The organism is Haloarchaeobius sp. FL176 (assembly GCF_024609245.1).
Lineage (GTDB): Archaea > Halobacteriota > Halobacteria > Halobacteriales > Natrialbaceae > Haloarchaeobius.
In genome coordinates this window covers 372,101-392,559 of the sequence record NZ_JANJYH010000002.1, presented here as the reverse complement: position 1 = coordinate 392,559, position 20,459 = coordinate 372,101, and the positions used below count along the sequence as shown (strand labels likewise).

Sequence of the window (20,459 nt, the reverse complement as noted above, 5' to 3'; positions counted from 1 at the left end):
TTATCGTGTGCGTTCGAGGCGTTCGTCCTCAAGTATCTTCGGACAGTCGACGACCTCGAACTCGTCCATGCTCGCCTCGCTCTCGATGGTCGTCCCCTCGTTCGTGCAGCCGACCGCCGGTGGGTCGGTGAAGTACTCGCAGCGCTGGCAGTACTTGCTCTTGGAGATGACCCGGACCTCCGGCGCGTCGGGCTCGGGCTCGGCCGTTGGCTCGTCCGTCGACACCTGCTCCCAGAGCGCCTCGCTATCCACGTCGCCGACGTCGACGGATTCGAACAGCTCGTCGTCCGGTTCGGCGTCGCGCTCCTCGCGGCGGCGCTCGAACTCGTCCGCCATCTCGCCGAGCGGGCCGGCCGTTTCGCCCTCCAGTTCCGGGGGCGATTCGCCGTCCGGTCCGGTGACCTCGTGGGTCACGTCTTCGAGGCTCGGAGCCTCTCCGTCGGGGGCAGCGCTCTGGCTGGTGTCTTCCTCGCTCTGGGACGTTTCGTCTGCAGTGTCCGCGTGCTCGCCGTCGTCGGACCCCGCCTCCTCCGGCGGCACCGACTGTGTATCCACCATCTCGTCGACGAGGTCGTCGAGCGGGTCGTGGTCGTCGTCCGTCATTCTCTCCCCTCGATGTCGGGTGCGGAGCGGTCGTCCTCCTCGAAGAACGCCTCGTCGAGGTCGTCGTCGAGGTCGGGCTCGGCGCCCTCGGGCAGCGCCGGCGCCTCACCCGTGAGCAGCCGGTTCGACCCGAACGGCCCGAACGAGTCGCTGGCCTGGACGTCCGTGAACGTGCTCGCACAGTGCGGGCAGGCCGCCTCGGTCAGCAGTCCGATGCGGACCGTCGACGAGCACTCCTCGCACTTCGCGCGCTCGATGCCCTCGCGGTTGGCTGCGAGCCGGAGTGTGTCCACCGCCGACCGCCGCGCGTCCGCCGCCGCCAGCCGCAGCACCTCCTCGCGGAGGTCGACGGTCAGGCGCGCCAGCTTCGTCAGCTTCGTCTCGAGGTCGTCGGTCGTGTCGCTCAGGTACCGGAGGATGGTCTCGTAGTTGTCGAACCCCGCGTCGAGCTCCGACGAGAGCTCCGCGACCGAATCGTCGAGGTCGTCGAGGTCTCCTCGGACGCCCTCGAGCCCCTCGACCGTCGCCGCGAGCTCGTCCAGTCGAGCGCGCAGCTCGTCGTGGGTGTGGTCCGCGGCCGCCTTCCGGTCCGTCTCGCGTTTGACCTGGATGACGCGCTCGCGAACGTCCTGAATCAGCTCGGTGTACTCCTCGCGCTGTGTCTCGAGCTGTTCGTCCAGCTCCCCCTCTCGGTCCTCCAGCAGCGTTGCGAGGTCGTGCGAATCTCCCCCGTTCGCCGCTGATACCGTCCGGTAGGCGGACAGGAGCTGCTCCAGCAACGCCTCCGGAGGGACACCCTGCTCGCTCGCCTCGTCGTGCAGCCACTCCCCCAGTTCCGGTGGTAGCTGCACGGATAGGTCGACATGCTCCTCGCTCGCCATTCGTGCGCAGTTCGGCTGGGATACGCTTAAGACTTGTTGCAGGTCACGCCACGGCCCTCAACGGATTTTCCGCACGTCGCTGATATCGAAGCCGCCGTCGTGGATCTCCGTCTCGAACTGGATGATGTTCTCGTCCTCCAGCCGGGAGAGGACCCCCCGGAACTGCTTGACGACGAGCGTCCGCGCCCGCTCTGAGCCACCCGACTCCCACTCGAACAGGAGCGTCCCGTCCGTCGCGTCCATCAGCCGGCCCAGGTGCTCCTCCGGCAACGCCTCCGTGTTCACGAGCAGGAGCACCAGCCCGCCCCACCGGTACGAGGCCTTCTTCAGCCCCTTCATCAGGAGGGTGATCTGGTTCCAGTCCATCTGCTCCTCGGCCGCGCTCAGCAGGTCGGTCACCGAGTCGATGACCACGAGGTTGCCCGTCCCGTTCTCGTTCAGGTACTCCCCGATGGCGTCGAGCGTCCCCCGTCGGTCCTGGTCACCGAGCGAGCTGATGTTCGGGGTCGCATCGGAGTACCACTCGCGTGGCACCTGGGACAGCTGGAAGTACTGGCTCGACAGATCCGCGAACTCGACGTGCTTGGTCCCTGCATCCACCAGCTCGTCGTCCATCACGTACCGCATCTCCTCCAGCAGCGCGTCGCTGTCGGCGGTGAAGGAGATGTAGTGGACCTCCTCCGGGAAGCGCGCCGCGTCGTGAGCGTTCCCGTAGTACAGGTCGAACAGCTCCTGGTCCGACTCCTTCAGCCCGTTCATCGCGACGCTCGTGTAGACGAACTCCCGGGCGCCGGCACCGACTTCGCCCGCGAGCAACACGACGCTCCCGGGTGGTGCCCCGCCGCCGATCATCGAATCCAGCCGGGAGATACCCGTCGGCAACCGTTCCATACCCGAAGGTCGGCCGGTGCGCAAGTAACCGTTACGGCGGCTCCCGGTTGGTCGGGCCGTGAGAGTTGGCTCCGGTAGAGCAGTCGTGGGAATCTCTGGAACCGCGAACAGTCAGAACGCCCCGGCGGTCGTGCAATCGTTTAAACCACAGGCCGCGGCCAGAGCCCGCGTGACCTGAGAGCGGTCCGACGGCGGGTAGCGGCTGCGCGCCACGTCGTCGTCGGGAAGCCAGTGGTGCCTGTTCGCCAGCGCTGGAGCGGCAGCTGTGGTGGGAGCGCAGGGTCTTTCTCCGCGGCGGTCCTCGCTTCAGGCATGCGACTCACCGAGTTCTGCGAGCGACTCGACGACGAGCTCCGGACGGCTGATTTCGCCGACCTCGACGCCAGCGCGAACGGGCTCCAGGTCGGCCCCGAACGCGGGAGCGTCGAGCGTGTCGCCTTCTGCACGGACGGCGTGAAACAGACGTTCGAGCGCGCGGCCGACTGGGGCGCGGACGCCGTCGTCGTCCACCACGGCATCTCCTGGGGCGGCATCGAGCGCATCACCGGGCAGACGTACGGGCGGGTGGCCCCGCTGGTCGACCACGACGTGGCACTGTACGTCTCCCACCTCCCGCTCGACTCCCATCCCGAACTCGGGAACGCCGCCGGGCTCGCGGACCTGCTCGGTCTCGAAGCGCGCGAGCCGTTCGGTCCCATCGGGCCGGAGCACGTCGGGCAGCGCGGCCGTGCCAGCGACGCGTTCAGCGTCGACGAGCTGCGCGACAGGCTGGCCAGCGAGCTCTCGACCGGCGGCCAGCCCGTCCGCACGATCGACTTCGGTCCCGACGAGATCCGCGACATCGCGATCGCCACCGGCGACGGCTCCAACTACGTCCAGGAGGCCGACACGGCGGGCGTCGACGCACTCGTGATGGGTGAAGGCAAGCAGAAGACCTACCACGAGGCACGCGAGGCCGGCCTGAACGTGTTCCTCGCCGGGCACTACGCCACGGAGACCTTCGGCGTCCGGAACCTGCAGGACTGGGTCGAACGCTGGGATGCCGAGGTCGAGACGACGTTCTTCGACGTGCCAACCGGGCTCTGAACGATTAAATTCAGGTCAACAGGAAACGGAACTAATGACACGGCGGCCCGGTGACACCACCGTACGAGCGACACCACGCTCGACGAGGCGACGCTCTACGCCGGGGGCGGCGTCGGGCTCGCCGCCTTCGTCGTAGGCTACCTGCTGACCGGCGTCCTGTTCGTCGTCCGTGCCGCCGTAGCGGGTGGTTCCCTGCTCACCGACACGTTCGTCAGGACCGGCTGGTAGTTCTACGCGAGCCACGGCGGCCCTATCCTCGCCGGCGGTGCACGCGTCGGTACCGACGGGCTCGTCCCGGTTATCGTTCTCGCGGCGGTTCTCGTCCTCGCCGGGTGGGTGCTTGTCGACCGCCGCGACCGACCGACGCCCAGGCGGGCGACGCCGCGGTCACCGGCGCGGCCGTCACGACCGGCTACCTGTTCGGTACGGTCGCCTGTCGACTCCTCCTCGTGACGGCCCTCACCCCACCGTTCCCTGCGGCCTCAGCCCTCGTCGGGACTGTCCTGTACGCCGGCCTCGCGTTCCCGCTCGTCTTCGGCGGGCTCGGCGGCTACGTCGGTGCACGGGTCGCCTGAGCCGGGGGAAAGGGTATTGTCACCGGCGACGGTAGCATCGCCCATGACCCTCCTCGTCCCGTTCGACGGCGCGGCGCTGTCGACCACGGCACTCCGGCGCGCCACGGAGTTCGCGACGTTCCGCGACGAACAGCTCGTCGTCCTCACTATCGTCCCGGAAGACCCAGCCTACGCCCGCGAGCGCGGCTGGCTCGACCCGGAGGACACCTTCGACGTCGGCGTCATCGAGCGCAAGCTCCGCCAGCGCGTCCGCGACCTCGCTCCCGACGCCGACTTCCGCTGCGAGCTCATCGAGAACGTGGAGCCGGTGGCCAGCGAGGCGACCGACGTGGCCCGCCGCATCCGCGAGGTCGCCGGCGAGGTCGACGCCAGCGTCGTCTTCGTCGGCAGCGAGAACGCCGGCCGCGTGACGAACCCGCTCTCCAGCGTCGGCTCTCCCGTCGCCGATACCCCGCAGTACGACGTGTACATCGCCCGCCGACGCGACGAGTGAGAACGCTCTTCTCTCCGGGCGGTGTAGCGCCGACTGGCCGATGACGACGCACCCGCTCCGAGCCGGGGTGGCTCCCGACGGTGACGAGCCCTATGAGTGCCGAGGCCGACCTATCACCGACTCTTCGTGACCTCCGTTCGTCGTAGAACAGTAGCCCACGCTTGATTCTGTACGCTGGAGGAGAGCGTTTTGCTGGGTACGGTTGATGGGGAGAGCTCCCTGAGGCTCTTCTAGTGATAGCGAAGAGATCAGCGAGGTTGGGTGAGTACGACTGTGAGACACTCACAAGTCGGCTAGCTGAATTAGAGTACGATGTTGGCTCTATCGAAATCCTTCAGTACTGCCACGAACCGCGTGCTGAAGACACCACACGTGCCTCGCAGTGGGTATTTACTCTGTCGCAACGAACTCGATCACATGACAGACGACGATTCGTTCGATCCCGAGGCCGACGAAGCTCGGGAAGTGGCTGCGGAAGCAGGCCGCGATCAGGAAGAGTTTCTCTCGCTGTTGCCGCATTACTACCGGGGCGAAGTTGGACAGATGTCGACCCATCTGAGCCGGCTCGACCTGACTACAGACTGGGCGATCGCCCTCCTGACTGCTGTCCTCGCGCTCTCGTTCGGGAGCGTGGACAGTCCGCCGTACTTTCTCCTGCTCGGCATGGTTGCGTTGGTCATGTTCCTGTTGTTCGACGTTCGCCGTTACCGGACGTACGATGCGACGCGGTCACGGGTCCGCCTGATAGAGGAGAACGTCTTCGCCAACGCGTTCGACCCGGTGGGGACGATCCACCGAGACTGGCGGAAGGAGATCGCTGATGACCTGCGAAAGCCGACGCTGAAGGTCTCGACGCTGGAAGCGCTGTCCCGGCGGCTCAAACGCGTCTATCTGCCGCTGGTTACCGTGTTACTACTCGCGTGGCTGTTTCGGATCACGGTCTTCGTATCGGGTGAAAGCCCACTCGAGACGGCGGCGATCCCCGGCGTCCCCGGGATCGTGGTGATCGTTGTGGTCGGCGTGGCGTATCTCGGAGCACTGTTGCTGGCTCTGTGGCCGACATCACGGGAGGCAAAAGGGGAATTTCACGGCGAAGAGCCCGGTGACTGGAAGACGGAAGAGTGAAGCGCCCGGTCGGGAACCACGAAAGTCCTGTCCAGAATACTCGATTGGACCCTCCACACGTGGGCGCGCACGCTCGAGGCGTGTAACTACCCCTGCGACACTCGACACAGAGGACTCGTGGGCGATCCACGCCGCCGACACGCTCGACGAGGGGCACTTCGTCAACGACCCGGAGAAGGTCGAGACGGTGACGAAGCAGATGCCCGACCGGCTCCGCGAACTCGACGAGTGGGGGATGGAGTTCTCCCGGACCACGGGCGGCGAGATCGACCGGCGCTTCTTCGGTGCCCAGTCGTTCCGCCGGACCGCGTTCGCCGGCGACCACACCGGCGAGTCGATGCTGGACGCGCTCGTTGACCGGCCGGTACGAGACCGTCCCAGGGAGGCGACTGACGTGGTGAGAGTGCGCCCGAAACGGCCGTCGTGATGACCCGGCTTGCAAACACTCAAACCGACGACGGACCTAGCGGAGTCGTGAGAAAGTCGGTCCTCATCTACGACGGTAGCAACGCGCTGTTCCGGGCTGCCGCCGAGGCGGCGACCCACCGGTCGGACGACGTCGTTGCCGTTCGCTGGGACGCCGAGCCGGTGCAGGCGTTCCTGGAGGCGCAGTTCGACGCTCGCCCCTTCGCGTTCATCTTTGTCGAGGGAGACTCCGTCCACGTCGGTCAGGAGACCGTCGGGCGAGTCCTCCGTCGGGCGGGAGTTGCCAGCCCACTCGTCGACAAGCTGAAACGTGCCTACGCGGTCGGGGGCGACCCGTTCGGCCGGCTGGTCCACGGGCGGACGGTTGCGGACCTCGACGGTTCCTTCTCGCTGTCGGCGGCGGCCGCGGGCCACCTCGCGGGGCTCCGTCAGGTCCAGAAGATACCCGTCCGGGAGGCCGGCACCGGGGAGCCCTGATCAGCCCTCGGCGAGCGCCTGCTGGACCGCCACCTCGACCGACGTCTGCTCGATGGGAACGACCGACTGCAGGTCCCGGTCGGGGTCGACCGTCACGGGGTTCCGCATGCTCTCGACCAGCGGCCGGGCGATAGCGTACTGGACGTCGGTCGTCAACCGGAGCCAGTGGGAGGAGAGGGCCGGAGACATCACCGGCACCGGCACGATCAGGACGCGCTTGCCCTTCTCCCTCGCGGTCAACTTCAGCAGGGACTCGTAGGACCACACCGTCGGTGCGCCGATGTCGTAGATGCCGCCTCTGGTCTCGTCGGCATCGAGAACGCCGACGAGGTAGGCGACGGCGTCGTCGATGCCGATGGGCTGACACGGCGTCCGTACCCACTTCGGGACCGTCATCACGGGCAGCCGGTCGGTGAGGTCGTCGACGATGCGGAAGCTCGCGCTGCCGGCGCCGATGATGATCGCCGCCCGGAGGACGGTCAGGTCGAAGCTCCCGGACTCGAGCACAGACTCGACCTCCCGACGGGAGGCGAGGTGTGGCGAGAGGTTCCGCTCGTCGCCGCTGATGCCGCTCAGGTAGACCACTCTGTCGACGCCGGCCGCCGACGCTGCCTCCCGGAACCGGCGGGCGTAGGTCCGGTCCAGCTCCGCGAAGTTCTCGGCCGTCAGCGAGTGAATCAGGTAGTAGGCCGCGTCGATGCCCTCACAGAGCCCGTCCAGTGACGCCGGGTCGCCGAGGTCACCCTCGAATATCTCGACTTCGTCCGGGAACGTCGACCGGCTCGCGCTCCGCGAGAAGGCGACGACTTCGTGGCCGGCCGAGCACAGCGATTCGACGAGTCGACCGCCGACGAACCCGGTCGCGCCAACGACGAGAACACGCATTACTGGACGTACGGGCCGCGGCGGCAAGGGTGTTCGGTTGCGTTCTCGGACCCGGGAGCGAGCCGTCCGTGTCATGCCGTCGCTCGTCAGCGGGGAGCCGTCGGCCATCGTCAGCCATCCCTGTCCGGGTGCCTGCAACTCCAGCGTGACCGGTGGCGGTCAGTGGTGTGTGTACGCATACTGTTGTTCGTACCAGCAGACGACCGGTCAAAGTACTCGGGCGGCCGGTGACGATGTAACCGGTCCGAGACAGGCGTTCTCGGCGGTTTCGAGGTCCGCTGGTGGGAATCCCGTGGGGATGCCGATTCTCGACCCTGCAGCCGGCGGATGGACTGTACAGGGGCGGACGCGAACGTGACGGAAACGGTGGAGAACCCGTCCAGAGTCGTGACACGTGGTCACAAATATGAAGAGAAGCGACGACGAATGTGGGTCCAACAGACGATGGAACCCCTCCGTTCGGAACCCGACGACATCAGAGTGCTTCACGTGGACGACGACGAGGCGTTCATCGACCTGTCGGCGACCTACCTGCACCGGGAGGGCGGGCGACTGTCGGTCACGACCGAGACCGACCCCGTCGCAGCGCTCGACCTGCTCGCGGAGGAGCGCGTCGACTGCATCGTCAGCGATTACGAGATGCCCGACGTCGACGGACTGGAGTTCCTCGAACTGGTCCGTGAGTCGGACGACCGGACACCCTTCATCCTGTTCACCGGGAAGGGAAGCGAGGAGATCGCGGCGCAGGCAATCGACGCGGGGGTCGACGCGTACCTCCGGAAGGAGACGTCGTCGTCGCAGTACGTGGTGCTCGCGAACCGCATCGAGACGCTCGTCGACAGGCTGTGGGCGAGCCAGCGGGCAGACCGGATGGAGGAGATATACGAACTCATCGCCCGGACCGCGACGGACGCGTTCTGGATTCGGGATATGTCGACCGGTCGGACTCGGTACAGCGAAGGAATCCGCCGGTTCGGCTACGAGCCCGGCGTCCGCGAGGATGGGTTCGAGTGGTGGGCGGAACGGGTCCACCCGGACGACAGGTCGGAGTCCCGGGACCTGAACTCGCGCCAGCACGAGGGGAAGCCGACGGGCTTCGACGACATCGAGGGCGAGTTCGGCGAGTTCACGCATCGGTACCGCTGGCGGTCTGCGGAGGGAAGTTACGTCCCCTGTCTCTCGCGCGGTATCGTCCGCTTCGAGTCGGGCGAGCCCGTCGAGATGGTCGGCGCGATGACCGACCTCTCCGAGGAGGGGGACCCCTGAACCGCGCCGACGCTCGCGTACCGTTCTCGGTCGGGCACTGAGAGTCGCGGCAACGCCAGTACCAACATGAACATTTATGATAGATTGGTGCAGAGGTAGGGACACGATGAGTCACGTACTCGCAGCACGCCCGTCACGCCCGAGCCAGAATCGCCAGCGGACGACCACCACACCACCCAGACGACGCACCACATGAGCACACGCACTGACGCCACGCCCGACGCGACCAGCACGAACCCGCGCATCGACGAGTCGACCGACTTCTCCCGACCCGAACCAAGAGGCGAGCCCGAACGCGACTCGCCGTCCACCGACGTCTCCTGGACTGCCCAGTGTCAGCGGCAGTTCAGCAGCGCCGACACCAGCCGCTGCAAGAACCTCGCCGACGACGAGAACGAGGCGATGCACAGCGGCGTCTGAGCCCGACGAACCCACCCCCGTCGAGCCCACACGATTGATCGACCTGATGTAACGGGTCCGTAGCGAGCAATGGTGGGGCCGTCGAGGACCATCTGGACGGCCACGGGCGAACTCACGGTCGTCGCCGAGCAGCCCTCTGCAGCGGCGACGGGGTGGCCATCGACGGGCACTCCGGCGAGATCGCCACCTCGGTGTCCTTCCGACGGAGTTCGTGGTTCCCAACGACACCGTCGTCGCGGTGACGGTGCCATCACAGTGGTCCGTACAGTCCTACTGCGGGACGAAACCGACCGCATGTCGCGCTATTTGGTTTTCTGAACTTGCAGGCAGCCCGAGTAGCGATTACCTCGGCACGAAACTGTGCTACCGGAAGAACCTGAGGCATTACATAACGCTTATGGCCATATGGCCGTCGAGTGACACCATGGTACACAGTACCAGAAGAGATGTTATCAAGGTGAGCGGGGCACTGCTCGGAGGAATCGCGGTCGGGACCACGGTCACAGCGGCGACATCGACGGACCGGTTCATCGCCCAGACGAAAGGACGAGGGCTACCGAACAGCGTGGAGGTCGTCCACGAGATGCCGGGCACCGACCTGGCCGTGGTCACCGGCGACGAGTCGGCACTACGGTCCTCCAAGGGCGTCAAGGACTTCGCGGCCGACATCGAACTCGAACTGAACGAGCCGGAGACGAACGCGGAGGCTCCCACGTTCGACGCATCCGACTACGAGGGCCAGCCGGGCGACTTCCTGCAGTGGGACAAGGCCGACCTGGACGTGCCCGAGGCCCACGAAGTGACCGAGGGCGAGGGGACACGGGTCGCGGTCATCGACTCCGGCGTGCTGGAGACGCACCCGGACCTGGCGGGGCCGCTGAACCTCGACCTCTCGCGGAACTTCACGGACGACGGCGGCGACCACAATCCCGTCGGCGGCGACGACCACGGCACACACGTCGCCGGTATCGTCGCGGCCGACAACGGTGCCGGTCTCGGCGTCAACGGCACCGCGCCGAAGACCGACCTCGTGGACTGCCGGGTGTTCTCCGACGAGGGCGGTGCCTCGTTCGCGGACATTCTCGCGGCCATCGTCTACAGTGTGAACATCGATGCGGACGTTGCGAACCTCTCACTGGGTGCGTACCCGATTCCGAGGCAGGGGGAAGGCGATTTCTACGGGAAGGTGCTCAACAGCACGATGACGTACGCGAACAAGGAGGGTACCCTGCTCGTCATCGCGGCCGGCAACGACGAGGCCGACCTCCAGCACGACAAGAACTTCATCAGCCTGCCGAACGAGGGGGCACAGGCGCTCTCCGTGGCGGCGACCGGTCCCATCGGCTACGGCTGGGACGCCGACGGCGATGGCGAGCTGACGGACCTCGTCTCGCCGCCGGAGAGTCCGGCGTTCTACACGAACTACGGCACGAACGCCGTCACCCTCGGTGCACCGGGGGGTGACGCCGACCTCGGCGCTATCGGCACCGGCGTTCCCTACTTCAACGACCTCGTGTTCAATACGGTGTTCACGTACGAGGACACCGACGGCGACGACGAACCGGACACGCAGGTTCCCGGCTACGGCTGGAAGGCCGGCACCTCGATGGCCGCCCCGAACGTCGCCGGGGCCGCCGCGCTGGTCAAGAGCGCGAACCCGAACTACAACGCCAACCAGGTCGAGGCCGCGCTCAAGCAGGCCGCCGACGTGCCGGCGGGCTACGACAAGGCGTACTACGGCAGCGGCTACCTGAACATCCTCGACGCGCTGTAGGGGGACCAGCGACGCGCGTTCGGGACCGCGTCGCCGACCACGATTTTCTCGACGGTGCCGCAATCGCTCCGGACCTGTCCGACGACGAGCCTACCGGGACAGGCGTCGGCGGGGTCAGCGTCGGTGCGTGGCGGCACGCCGATGGGTGGGCAATCCGTTCGCGACCGTCCTGGGCCATCGTTGTCAGCACACCGACCAACCGCACCAGATATCTCATCGCACCGCTCGGCCGCTCGTCTCCGGAGTAGCGCCGGAGCCGGACAGCTCTCGACCACAACTGGTCAGGTTCTCTATTTTTACAGCAGTACCTGTTAGCAAGGGACATGGTCACGATGGCATCGACGGCAGTCCGTCGTGGCCACGGTACGTTCACCGAGGCACACCAATGATCGAACCAGCAACCGCGGAGCTACCGACCGTCGCACAGACCGTACTCGAACTCCAGACGCAGGGGGACGCGCTGACCGAGATACAGAACAACGACCTGCTCTACTCGTCGTTCTGGGCGAACATCGCGCTCGCCGGCGTAGCGATACTACTGTTCGTCTACATGGGCCGGGACGTCGAGGACTCGCGCGCGAAGCTCATCTGGGTCGCGACACTGCTCGTGCCACTCGTCTCGATCTCGTCGTACATCGGGCTGGCGTCGGGGCTGACCGTCGGCTTCCTCGAGATGCCGTCCGGACACGCGCTGGCGGGCGAGGGCCAGATTCTCTCGCCCTGGGGCCGGTACCTCACCTGGACGTTCTCGACACCCGCCATCCTGGCGGCGCTGGGACTCCTCGCCGGCACCGACTTCACGAAGCTGTTCACGGCAATCACGATGGACATCGCGATGTGCATCACCGGGCTGGCGGCCGCGCTGACGAACTCCTCGGTGCTGTACCGCTGGCTGTTCTACGGGGTCAGCTGTGCGTTCTTCCTCGCGGTCGTCTACGTCCTGCTGTTCGAGTGGCCGGACGACGCACGCGCCGCTGGCACCGGCGAGATATTCGGCACCCTCAAGAACCTCACCGTCGTGCTCTGGTTCGGCTACCCGGTCCTCTGGGCGCTCGGCTCGGAGGGACTGGCGATCCTGAGCGTCGGTGCCACTTCGTGGGGGTACTCGGGGCTCGACATCCTCGCGAAGTACGTGTTCGCCTTCCTCCTGCTCCGGTGGGTCGCGAACAACCAGAGCGTCGTCGCGAGCAACCAGCCGGTCATCGGCGGGCGCTCACCCACGGACGACTGAGGCAGCGGGGCCGTCGACGGGGACCAGCGAGTAGTCGTCCTCGTCCTCGGGCGAGTACGGCCCACAACCGGCGCCCGCTATCGTGCTGGAACTGCAGGAGAACGACCCGTCGACGTAGACGTCGCCACCGACGCTGCTCGACGTGACGGCGACATCCCCCGTCGTCACGACAGCCCTGTCGACGCTCGTCCCGGTGTCGATGGTCACGTCACCGTCGGCCTCGACCGTCCCGCCGACGGTAGTGTCGGAGAGATCGACGTAGCTCCCGCTGTCGATATCGCCGCTGATGTCCGAGGCGGTGAAGTCCACGCTGCTGCCCGCGACCGACCCCTCGACGACCGAGCCGGTGTCACCCGTCACCTGGGTACTGGCGTTCAGGTCGCCGACGACCGTCGTGTTCGTGAGGTCCGCGTCGCCGCCGCTGTCGACGTCGCCGGTGATGGTCGCGTCCGTGGCGTCGAGCTGTGTCCCCTCGACGTCCCCGAGGACCGCGCCGCCCGCGACGACGTCCACGTCCCCAGCCGTAGCCACGTCGCAGTCGACGACGACGTCGACGGTCACGGGGCCCGTGCCGCCGGCGGTCTGGTTCTGCACCCACGAACAGCCGACGTCCGGCCGGAGCCGCGACGGGACGGGATCGGCATCGAACGACGCGAGCTCGTAGCTCTCGTCGCTCCCCGGGCTGTGCCAGTACACCGTCACCTCCTCCTCGACCGGGTGGATGGCAACCGGGTCGTCGAGCGTCAGCGTCTCGTCCTGCAACACGTCGGCGTCCGCGACGCCCTCGACGACGACACGCCCCTCGCCCTCGCCGAGCTCCTCGCCGCCCCGGAGCACGAGCTCGGAACCGAGGCTCCCCTCGCTTTCCTGGAGGTCGAGCGACGCCTGGGGGGCCGGCTGGGTGTCGTCGGCGAGCTCACCCGCGATGAAGAACGTGAGCGCGGCCAGCACGACCGCGATGGCCACGAGGAGGATGCTCCCGATGACGGGGGAGACAGCACGCTGGCGTCGCTCGGCACCGACGGGGCGAGGGAAGGGCACGCCGACCGTTTGCCACGCCTCACAGTAGAGGATTGTGGCGGCCCCCGACCCTGATTGGTGGCTCCTGTCGGTCCGGCGGCAGGAGCGTTTTTGTCCATCGACCACTTTGTGGGGACGATGACCGACGACGACAGAGAGCCATCGCCAGGGCTGCCGGACGGCATCCGCCCCGGTCGGGTCGCACTCGCCGTGACGGACCTCGACCGGCAGGTTTCCTTCTACCGGGACGTGCTCGGGCTCGTCGTCAGAGCGCGAGACGGTGAGACGGCCACGCTCGGCACCCCGGACGAGCCGTTGCTGGAGTTGCGCGCGGACCCCGGTGCATCCGAACGCGCTGATACCGAGACGGGGCTCTACCACGTCGCGTTCCTGTTCCCTTCCCGGGCGACACTCGCCGAGGTGCTCCGTCGCGTCCGCGGCCGCTGGCGACTCGACGGCGCCTCGGACCACGGCGTGAGCGAGGCGCTGTACCTCACCGACCCCGAGGGCAACGGCGTCGAACTGTACCGCGACCGCCCCCGAGCCGAGTGGCCGGTGACCGACGACGGCCGCGTCCGGATGGGCGTCGACCCGCTCGACGTCGACGCGCTCGCCGACCTGGCCTGTGGGAGCGCGGGCGTCTCCGACGAGGCGACGGTCGGCCACGTCCATCTGGAGGTGAGCGACCTGCCCGGCGCAGAACGGTTCTACGTCGACACGCTCGGGCTGAACGTCAGGCAACGGTACGCGGACGCCGCGGTGTTCCTCGCGGCCGGGGACTACCACCACCACGTCGGCCTGAACACGTGGCAGAATCGGCAGGACCCGCCGACCGGCCGCGGGCTCGACTGGTACGAACTACTTCTGCCGGACGAGTCGACGCTCGGCTCCATCGAGGACAGCCTCCGAGACGCCGACATCGCCATCCGCCAGCTCGAGGACGGCAACGGTATCGAGCTGACAGACCCCGACGGCATCGGGCTCCGCCTGCGGGCGGACTGAGGGCGCATCGGCTGGGGCCGCGTCACCGCGAGTGGTCCGGGTCCCCGTGGAGGAGCATGTCGGTGAAGATGGTCTTGAAGCGCTCCTCGTCGATGGACTCGACGACGCGGGTGCGGGCCTCGCCCTCGGTGATGTCGAGCTCGTCGACCATGCTGTAGCCCCGGGTGAGCCCCTCGCGCTCGTCGACGTCGACGTGGTATCGCGGTGCCTCCTCGACGAGGTCGGGTTCGATGACCGACGCCATCGCGAGCGAGTCCGGCTGCGTGGTCGCGTCCGAGCCGAAGCGTTCCGCGCTGAACTCGCGCAGGTGTGCCGTGATCTCGGTGAAGAAGTCGGCGAACGGCGTATCGGCGTCCTCGATGGGTGCGAGTTCGCCGGCCTCGAGCGTCGCCTGGCGCATCGTCAGCCCCCAGTCGAGCAGCGTCACGTCGAGCTCGCGCAGCACGACCTTCGCCGCGTCCGGGTCGACCCAGAAGTTGAACTCCGCCGACGGCGTGTCGTTGCCGAGCGTGTTCACCGCGCCGCCCATCACGACGACCTCGTCGACGAGGTCGCCGAGGCGGGGCTCGCGGCGGAGCGCCAGCGCGACGTTCGTCAGTGGGCCGATGCAGACCAGCGTCAGCTCGCCCGGCGACTCGCGGACCGCCTCGGCGATGGCGTCCGGCCCGTAGCCGGCCGCGGACTCAATGCCAGTATCGGGGAACAGGTCGCCGCCGAGCCCGCCCGCGCCGTGGACGTGGTCGACGTGCTCGAACTCCTTGACGAGCGGCCGCCGCGCCCCCTCGTACACCGGCACCTCGTCCGCGACGCCGGCCAGCTCGAGCGTGTACTTGGCGTTCTCGACCTGGTAGTCGAACTCCACGTTGCCCGCGACGATGGTCAGCAGCTCCAGCTCGATAGCGTCGGAGAGCGCTCCAAGCAGGATCGCCTGCGTGTCGTCTCCCGCGGTGTCCGTGTCGACGATGACGCGACGGGTCATGCGCGGGTGTCCGCCCCGCCGGGGCTTAGTTCGTCCGGAGGTGGCAACGTGGCCGACGCAGGCGAACCGTCTTTGTCCACGCGTGCGTCGGTGCGCCCATGCCCAGGGTCGTCAGTTTCGGCAGCGTCAACGTCGACCACGTCGGCTACCTCTCGCACGACCGCATCGCAGCCCTCGCCGACGCCCACGGCTGGTTCCCCGACGCGGGCGAGACGGTACGCGTCGACGCCGTGCCCGCCGCCGTCCGCGACGACCTCACGGAGACGTTCCTCGGCGGGAAGGGCGCGAATCAGGCCGTCGCGGCGGCAGCAGCCGGGGGGGACGCGAGCCTGCTCGGCTGTGTCGGCGACGACGAGGACGAGCACGCCGTCCTGGGGACGCTCGCCGAACGCGGCGTCGTGGTCGACGGGGTCGAGCGCGTGGACGGGCCGACGGGCTACGCGGCCATCGTCGTCGACGAGACGGGCGAGAACCGCATCGCCATCGTCGCTGGCGCGAACGGCAGGGTGACGCCGGCGTACGCCCGTCGACACGCGGACCGACTTCGCGAGGCCGACTGTCTGCTCCTCCAGAACGAACTGTCGGCCGCCGCGTCCCTCGCCGCGCTGGACGAGCTGTCGGCTGCCGGGCGGCGGCCGACCGTCGTCTACGACCCCGCGCCCGCCGGCGGCGCGGCGCAGGTGCTCGCCCACGACGCCGTCGACGTGGTGACCCCGAACGAGAGCGAGGCGGCCGCACTCGACGAGGGACTCGCCGACTTCGACGGGACGGTCGTCCGGACGCTCGGCGCACGTGGCGTCGCGGTCGAGACCGGCGACGACGCGTTCCACGTCGACTCGCCGACCGTCGACGCCGTCGATACGACCGGCGCGGGCGACGTGTTTGCCGGCTACCTCGCGGCGGAACTCGGTGACGGGGCTGCGCTGCGTGATGCGGTCGAACTGGCCGCCGTCGCCGCCGCGCTCTCGACCACAGCGACGGGGGTACAGACCGCTGTACCGACCCGAGAGCAGGTGCTCGACGTGCTGGGCGACGGCGAGAGCTGAGTCCTACTCGTCGTCCTCGAACTCCAGCGCCACCGAGTTGATGCAGAACCGCTTGCCAGTCGGGGCTGGCCCGTCGTCGAACACGTGCCCGAGGTGGCTCTCGCAGTTCGCACAGACGACCTCGATGCGACGCATTCCATGGCTCAGGTCCTCCCGTTTCTCTATCTTGTCGTCGTCTCCGGCGTAGAACGACGGCCAGCCGCAGCCGTGGTCGAACTTCGTCTCCGAGTCGAACAGCACCTCGCCACAGCCCTTGCAGCGGTACTTGCCGTCCTCGAAGTGGTCGACGTACTCGCCGGAGAACCGCGCCTCCGTACCCTGGTTTCGGAGTATCTCGTACTCCTCGTCGTCGAGCCGCTCGCGCCACTCCGCGTCGGAACTGGGAACGTCCTCCGTCGACTCCTGGGGACTGTCGCTCATAGCACGAGGTAGGCGCGGGAACGGCAAAGGTGCCATGGTCGGAGGGGTTTACAAAAATTGTAAACCCCCACGGGGAGTTCCGGCGTGGGTTGACCGCTCCCACGCGGAGCTTACTGCGGACGGGACCGACCGGAAACCCCGTGCAAGACAGTCTCAACCACCGCGAACGCGGATTTCAAGCCTTATGCCGCCCGGTTGCGTCCGATGGTGCAATGAGCTACAACATCGGTCTCGTCGGCAAGCCCTCGGTGGGCAAGTCGACGTTCTTCAACGCCGCGACGATGAACGACGTGCCCGAGGGCGCGTACCCGTTCACGACCATCGACCCCGCCATCGGCGAGGCGTACGTCCGGGTGGACTGCGCCGCACCGGAGTTCGACGAATCCTGTACGCCGGACACGGGCTACTGCCGCGAGGGCACACGCTACGTCCCCACCAAACTCGTCGACGTGGCCGGTCTCGTCCCCGGTGCGCACGAGGGGCGCGGGCTCGGCAACCAGTTCCTCACCGACCTGAACGAGACGGACGTACTGGTCCACGTCGTCGACTTCTCCGGCGAGACGGACCTCGAAGGCGAACCCACCGAGGACCACGACCCTCGCGATGACATCGACTTCCTGGAGAACGAGCTCGACCAGTGGTACGTCGGCATCCTCGAGACGGGGATCGAGAAGTTCCAGAACCGCTACCAGGCGAAGGACGACCACTCCATCGAGATCGAGCTCGCCGACCAGATGTCCGCCTTCGGCACGAACAAAGACGAGATCAAGCAGATCATCCTCGCGCTCGACCTCGAACTCGACCCCGAGACGTGGGACGACGACGACCGCGACGCGCTCGCCCGGGAGATTCGGAAGCGGACGAAGCCCATGGTCGTCGCCGCGAACAAGATGGACACGCCCGCCGCCCAGGAGAACTGGGACGAGATCACCGACGACCCCGACTACGACCACCTCCAGTTCGTCCCCGTCAGCGCCCACGCCGAGAAGGCGCTGAAGAACGCCGCCGAGCAGGGCGTCGTGGACTACCACGCCGGCGACGACGACTTCGAGATCGTCGCGGATATCTCCGACGAGCAGGAGGAGGGTCTCGAGCAGATCCGCGAGTTCGTCACCACCTTCGGCGGCACGGGCGTGCAGCAGGCCATCGAGGCCGCGCTGTTCGACGAACTCGGCGTCATCGCCGTCTTCCCCGGCGGTGCCGAAGCCATGGGCGACGAGCAGGGTCGCGTGATGCGCGACTGCTTCCTCCTCCCCGGCGGCTCGACGACCAGCGACTTCGCCTACCACCTCCACTCCGACATCGGCGACGGCCTCCTCCACGGGCTCAACTGCCGGACGAAGCGGCAGATGGGTGGCGACACCGAACTCGACCACCGCGAGGTCGTCGAACTCGTCACGACGAACTGACCCGCCTTTTTTGTAGGAAGCCGCGGCCAGCGGGAGCGTGTTCTGACCGCTCGCCACGCGACGGCCGAGGCCGGTGTGCGACGCACCGCCGCGTGACCCGGAAGCCGCCAGCACGTCGTCTGTTCGCCATCTTCAGGGCAGCACAAGCGGTGCAGCCGACTACGCATCGGCCGCCTCCCCTACCCTCTCCCAACGAGTCCGGCGCGGGGACTATGGGGGCGCGGTCCCCAGTGTCGGCCGATGACCAGAACTATCGCCGTCGTCGGTGCGGGCGTCGCCGGTATCGGCGTGGCTGATACCTGCCGAGACGAGGCGGCCGAGGTGACGCTGTTCGACAAGGCAAGAGGGATCTCCGGGCGTGCCGCGACCCGACGCAAGAACGGCTGTCGCTACGACCACGGCGCGAACTACATCAAACCCGGCGGCGACGACTGGGTCGAGGGGCTCCTCGACGAACTCGGGAACGACGGTCTCGCCGACATCGAGCTGCCGGTGTGGACCCACGACGCCGACGGCGAGATCGCCGAAGGCCGTGCCGGTGACGGACCGAAGTGGACCTACACGCGGGGTATCACCCAGTTCGCGAAGCGGGTCAGGAAGCGGGCTGGTGTGTCCGTCCACACCGAGACCCGCATCGAGTCCATCGCCCGCACGAGCGGCGGCGAGTGGACGCTGACCGACACCGACGGCGAGACCTACGGCCCGTTCGACGAGCTGGTGCTGACGCCGCCGGCACCGCAGACCGCCGACCTGCTTGCCGCGATGGACTGGGACGACGAGCGGCTGCGTCGGCTCCACACCGCCGTCGACGCCGTCGAGTTCCGGACCATCCGGTCGGTGCTGCTGCACTATCCGTTCGAACTCGACCGACCGTGGTACGCGCTCGTGAACCCGGACCGCGAGCACCCCGTCGGCTGGCTCTCCCGCGAGGAGTGCAAACCCGACCACGTGCCCGACGGCGAGAGCCTGCTCGTCGCCCAGATGGCCCCGGACTGGTCGGTCGAGCACTACGACGAGCCGCTGGACGCCGCTGGCGACGCCGTTGCCTCGCTCGTCGCGGCGCTCCTCGACGACGACCGACTGACGGAGCCGGACTGGGTCGACGACCAGGGCTGGCGCTACGCGCTGCCGGATTCGAACATCGACGCCGAGGAGGCCCGCTGTGCGGAGGATGTTGGGCTCTACGTCGCCGGTGACTGGGTCGCAGGCGAGGGGCGCGTCCACCGTGCCTTCGAGAACGGCCGGACGGTCGGCGAGCGCATCACCGGGGAGGAGTAGCGCCGTCGCTCGTCGGCTGTAGGACAGTGGCGGGTGCCGCCCCGCCGGACTATGACAGGAGTCGTGCTGGCAGTCTCGCCTCGGCCATCGCGGCCCCACCCGCGGATGGCACCGACTGCGTCGTCGCCCGCCGCCCGATTGCGTCCATAGCATCGCTCGCGGAGTCATTAACCGTCACGAGAGAATCGAGGGCCGAATCAGGGTTCGAAACGGGGAACGATGGCCGGTCCGCACAGCCGGGTTACGTGTACGACGGGACGAAGTACACTGGCGTCGAGCTGTCGTCGACCCAGAGCACCAGGTCGTGTAGCTCTTCGTCCTCGCGGTCCGGTTTCCAGTGCTCGTCGTCCGGCCTGACCACGCGGTCCTCGACGAGATGCTCGTCGAAAACCACCCAGATGGCGCTGTCGGTCCCCTCCCCCACGACGTCGACCGACTCCCCTGCGTCGGTCTCGTGGTCCTCTGACTGCCCGATTGTTTCTTCGCACCCCATCCTGACCGACCAGTGTACGCGGTATGAGCGCCCAAAGGTTGCCACTAAAACACGTTTGAGTGGCATTTACCGGGCGAAATCGGTAGAAACGGAACCGGGGCCGCCCTCGACACGAACCGTTTTATTACTGTGCCACGATACCAAACGACATGGCAGACCGTCGGAGCTACGCGTTCGAGTCGACGACGCCGACCGTTCACGAAGACGCGTTCGTCGCCCGCGACGCGACCCTGGTCGGTGACGTCCGCGTCGAGACCGATGCGAGCGTCTGGCCGGGCGTCGTCCTCCGGGGTGACGTGGGAACCGTCCGCGTCGGTGCGGAGTCACACGTGGGAGACACCGCCGTGTTCCACGCCAGCGAGGTCGGCGAACGGGTCATGGTCGGCCACGGCGCGGTGCTGAACGATGCCACCGTCGAGGCCGGGTCGCTGGTGGGCATCAACGCGACCCTGAACTCGGGGACGGCCGTCGGCGAACGGAGCGTCGTCGCGGCCGGGACCGTCCTCCCGGACGGGTTCGAGGTCCCGCCGGAGTCGTTCGCGCGCGGCGTCCCCGCGACGGTCGTGCCGCTGTCCGAGACGACCGTCGAACCGGAGGAGATAGCGTCCGCCTACTCGTCGGGTGCCTACACAGACCTCGCGTCGCGCCACGAGGAACTGTTCGAGTAGCCCACGCCCGG

At 67.7% G+C, this 20,459-nt stretch carries 23 protein-coding genes and 1 pseudogene; 15 read left to right on the top strand and 9 right to left on the bottom strand.

Going from position 1 to position 20,459, the window contains the following annotated elements:
• From NO978_RS05195 to NO978_RS05185, 3 genes are read right to left on the bottom strand one after another with little or no spacing between them, the layout of a single operon-like run.
• Nucleotides 1–603 (bottom strand): hypothetical protein, encoded by a 603-nt coding sequence (locus NO978_RS05195; RefSeq protein WP_257298472.1) that lies wholly within the window; start codon nt 601–603, stop codon nt 1–3.
• Nucleotides 600–1,484 carry a hypothetical protein gene (locus NO978_RS05190; protein WP_257298471.1) on the bottom strand — a complete coding sequence of 295 codons (885 nt, stop codon included), beginning with the start codon at nt 1,482–1,484 and terminating at the stop codon, nt 600–602. The genes NO978_RS05195 and NO978_RS05190 overlap by 4 nt, the downstream gene beginning before the upstream one ends.
• 57 nt (nt 1,485–1,541) lie before the next feature.
• Nucleotides 1,542–2,375 carry an RAD55 family ATPase gene (locus NO978_RS05185; protein ID WP_257298469.1) on the bottom strand — a complete coding sequence of 278 codons (834 nt, stop codon included), beginning with the start codon at nt 2,373–2,375 and terminating at the stop codon, nt 1,542–1,544.
• 312 nt (nt 2,376–2,687) lie between these two features.
• Between NO978_RS05185 and NO978_RS05180 the strand changes: the two genes are divergently transcribed.
• On the top strand, nt 2,688–3,461 hold the full coding sequence (locus NO978_RS05180) for a Nif3-like dinuclear metal center hexameric protein (protein ID WP_257298468.1): 774 nt from the start codon (nt 2,688–2,690) through the stop codon (nt 3,459–3,461).
• A gap of 15 nt (nt 3,462–3,476) precedes the next feature.
• Here NO978_RS05180 and NO978_RS05175 read toward each other — a convergent pair whose 3' ends face one another.
• The gene (locus NO978_RS05175; RefSeq protein WP_257298467.1) at nt 3,477–3,704 is read right to left on the bottom strand and encodes a hypothetical protein; all 228 of its coding nucleotides are present in this window, start codon (nt 3,702–3,704) and stop codon (nt 3,477–3,479) included.
• An 89-nt stretch (nt 3,705–3,793) separates the two neighbouring features.
• Between NO978_RS05175 and NO978_RS05170 the strand changes: the two genes are divergently transcribed.
• From NO978_RS05170 to NO978_RS05150, 5 genes and pseudogenes are all read left to right on the top strand, one after another.
• Entirely contained in the window at nt 3,794–4,036 is a 243-nt protein-coding gene (locus NO978_RS05170; protein ID WP_257298466.1) for a hypothetical protein, read from the top strand.
• 43 nt (nt 4,037–4,079) lie between these two features.
• Nucleotides 4,080–4,529, top strand: coding sequence for a universal stress protein (locus tag NO978_RS05165; protein ID WP_257298465.1), 450 nt, complete (start codon nt 4,080–4,082; stop codon nt 4,527–4,529).
• A 417-nt stretch (nt 4,530–4,946) separates the two neighbouring features.
• Entirely contained in the window at nt 4,947–5,654 is a 708-nt protein-coding gene (locus NO978_RS05160; protein ID WP_257298464.1) for a DUF2270 domain-containing protein, read from the top strand.
• Nucleotides 5,655–5,757: 103 nt separating this feature from the next.
• Nucleotides 5,758–6,009, top strand: a pseudogene (locus NO978_RS19915) (FAD-binding protein); the annotation flags it as partial.
• 119 nt (nt 6,010–6,128) lie between these two features.
• Nucleotides 6,129–6,557, top strand: coding sequence for a hypothetical protein (locus tag NO978_RS05150; RefSeq protein ID WP_257298462.1), 429 nt, complete (start codon nt 6,129–6,131; stop codon nt 6,555–6,557).
• On the opposite strand, the gene NO978_RS05145 is transcribed toward NO978_RS05150, so the two are convergent.
• Entirely contained in the window at nt 6,558–7,442 is an 885-nt protein-coding gene (locus NO978_RS05145) for an NAD(P)H-binding protein (protein ID WP_257298461.1), read from the bottom strand.
• A gap of 426 nt (nt 7,443–7,868) precedes the next feature.
• Here NO978_RS05145 and NO978_RS05140 point away from each other — a divergent pair, with 426 nt between their 5' ends.
• From NO978_RS05140 to NO978_RS05125, 4 genes are all read left to right on the top strand, one after another.
• Nucleotides 7,869–8,708: a response regulator gene (locus NO978_RS05140; RefSeq protein ID WP_257298460.1), complete on the top strand. Its 840-nt coding sequence runs from the start codon at nt 7,869–7,871 to the stop codon at nt 8,706–8,708.
• A gap of 192 nt (nt 8,709–8,900) precedes the next feature.
• Nucleotides 8,901–9,128 (top strand): hypothetical protein, encoded by a 228-nt coding sequence (locus NO978_RS05135; RefSeq protein WP_257298459.1) that lies wholly within the window; start codon nt 8,901–8,903, stop codon nt 9,126–9,128.
• A gap of 424 nt (nt 9,129–9,552) precedes the next feature.
• On the top strand, nt 9,553–10,902 hold the full coding sequence (locus NO978_RS05130) for a S8 family serine peptidase (RefSeq protein ID WP_257298458.1): 1,350 nt from the start codon (nt 9,553–9,555) through the stop codon (nt 10,900–10,902).
• Nucleotides 10,903–11,287: 385 nt separating this feature from the next.
• Nucleotides 11,288–12,133 (top strand): bacteriorhodopsin, encoded by an 846-nt coding sequence (locus NO978_RS05125; RefSeq protein ID WP_257298457.1) that lies wholly within the window; start codon nt 11,288–11,290, stop codon nt 12,131–12,133.
• On the opposite strand, the gene NO978_RS05120 is transcribed toward NO978_RS05125, so the two are convergent.
• Entirely contained in the window at nt 12,116–13,174 is a 1,059-nt protein-coding gene (locus NO978_RS05120) for a type IV pilin (protein WP_257298456.1), read from the bottom strand. The two genes, NO978_RS05125 and NO978_RS05120, sit on opposite strands and share 18 nt — an antisense overlap.
• A gap of 117 nt (nt 13,175–13,291) precedes the next feature.
• On the opposite strand from NO978_RS05120, the gene NO978_RS05115 reads away from it, so the two are divergent.
• Nucleotides 13,292–14,155: a VOC family protein gene (locus NO978_RS05115; protein WP_257298455.1), complete on the top strand. Its 864-nt coding sequence runs from the start codon at nt 13,292–13,294 to the stop codon at nt 14,153–14,155.
• A 22-nt stretch (nt 14,156–14,177) separates the two neighbouring features.
• Here the strand turns inward: NO978_RS05115 and NO978_RS05110 are convergent, their stop codons facing one another.
• A complete protein-coding gene (locus NO978_RS05110) occupies nt 14,178–15,134 on the bottom strand; it encodes a nucleoside hydrolase (protein ID WP_257298454.1) in 957 nt (318 codons plus the stop codon).
• A 98-nt stretch (nt 15,135–15,232) separates the two neighbouring features.
• Between NO978_RS05110 and NO978_RS05105 the strand changes: the two genes are divergently transcribed.
• The gene (locus NO978_RS05105) at nt 15,233–16,180 is read left to right on the top strand and encodes a PfkB family carbohydrate kinase (protein ID WP_257298453.1); all 948 of its coding nucleotides are present in this window, start codon (nt 15,233–15,235) and stop codon (nt 16,178–16,180) included.
• A 3-nt stretch (nt 16,181–16,183) separates the two neighbouring features.
• Here the strand turns inward: NO978_RS05105 and msrB are convergent, their stop codons facing one another.
• Nucleotides 16,184–16,600, bottom strand: a complete 417-nt coding sequence (msrB, locus tag NO978_RS05100) for a peptide-methionine (R)-S-oxide reductase MsrB (RefSeq protein WP_257298452.1) — start codon at nt 16,598–16,600, stop codon at nt 16,184–16,186.
• Nucleotides 16,601–16,812: 212 nt separating this feature from the next.
• Here msrB and NO978_RS05095 point away from each other — a divergent pair, with 212 nt between their 5' ends.
• Nucleotides 16,813–18,009, top strand: a complete 1,197-nt coding sequence (locus NO978_RS05095) for a redox-regulated ATPase YchF (protein WP_257298451.1) — start codon at nt 16,813–16,815, stop codon at nt 18,007–18,009.
• 240 nt (nt 18,010–18,249) lie between these two features.
• Nucleotides 18,250–19,287: an NAD(P)/FAD-dependent oxidoreductase gene (locus NO978_RS05090; protein ID WP_257298450.1), complete on the top strand. Its 1,038-nt coding sequence runs from the start codon at nt 18,250–18,252 to the stop codon at nt 19,285–19,287.
• Nucleotides 19,288–19,528: 241 nt separating this feature from the next.
• On the opposite strand, the gene NO978_RS05085 is transcribed toward NO978_RS05090, so the two are convergent.
• Nucleotides 19,529–19,780, bottom strand: a complete 252-nt coding sequence (locus tag NO978_RS05085; RefSeq protein ID WP_257298449.1) for a hypothetical protein — start codon at nt 19,778–19,780, stop codon at nt 19,529–19,531.
• A 149-nt stretch (nt 19,781–19,929) separates the two neighbouring features.
• Here NO978_RS05085 and NO978_RS05080 point away from each other — a divergent pair, with 149 nt between their 5' ends.
• Nucleotides 19,930–20,448, top strand: coding sequence for a gamma carbonic anhydrase family protein (locus tag NO978_RS05080; RefSeq protein ID WP_257298448.1), 519 nt, complete (start codon nt 19,930–19,932; stop codon nt 20,446–20,448).
• The last annotated feature ends 11 nt before the right edge of the window (nt 20,449–20,459 follow it).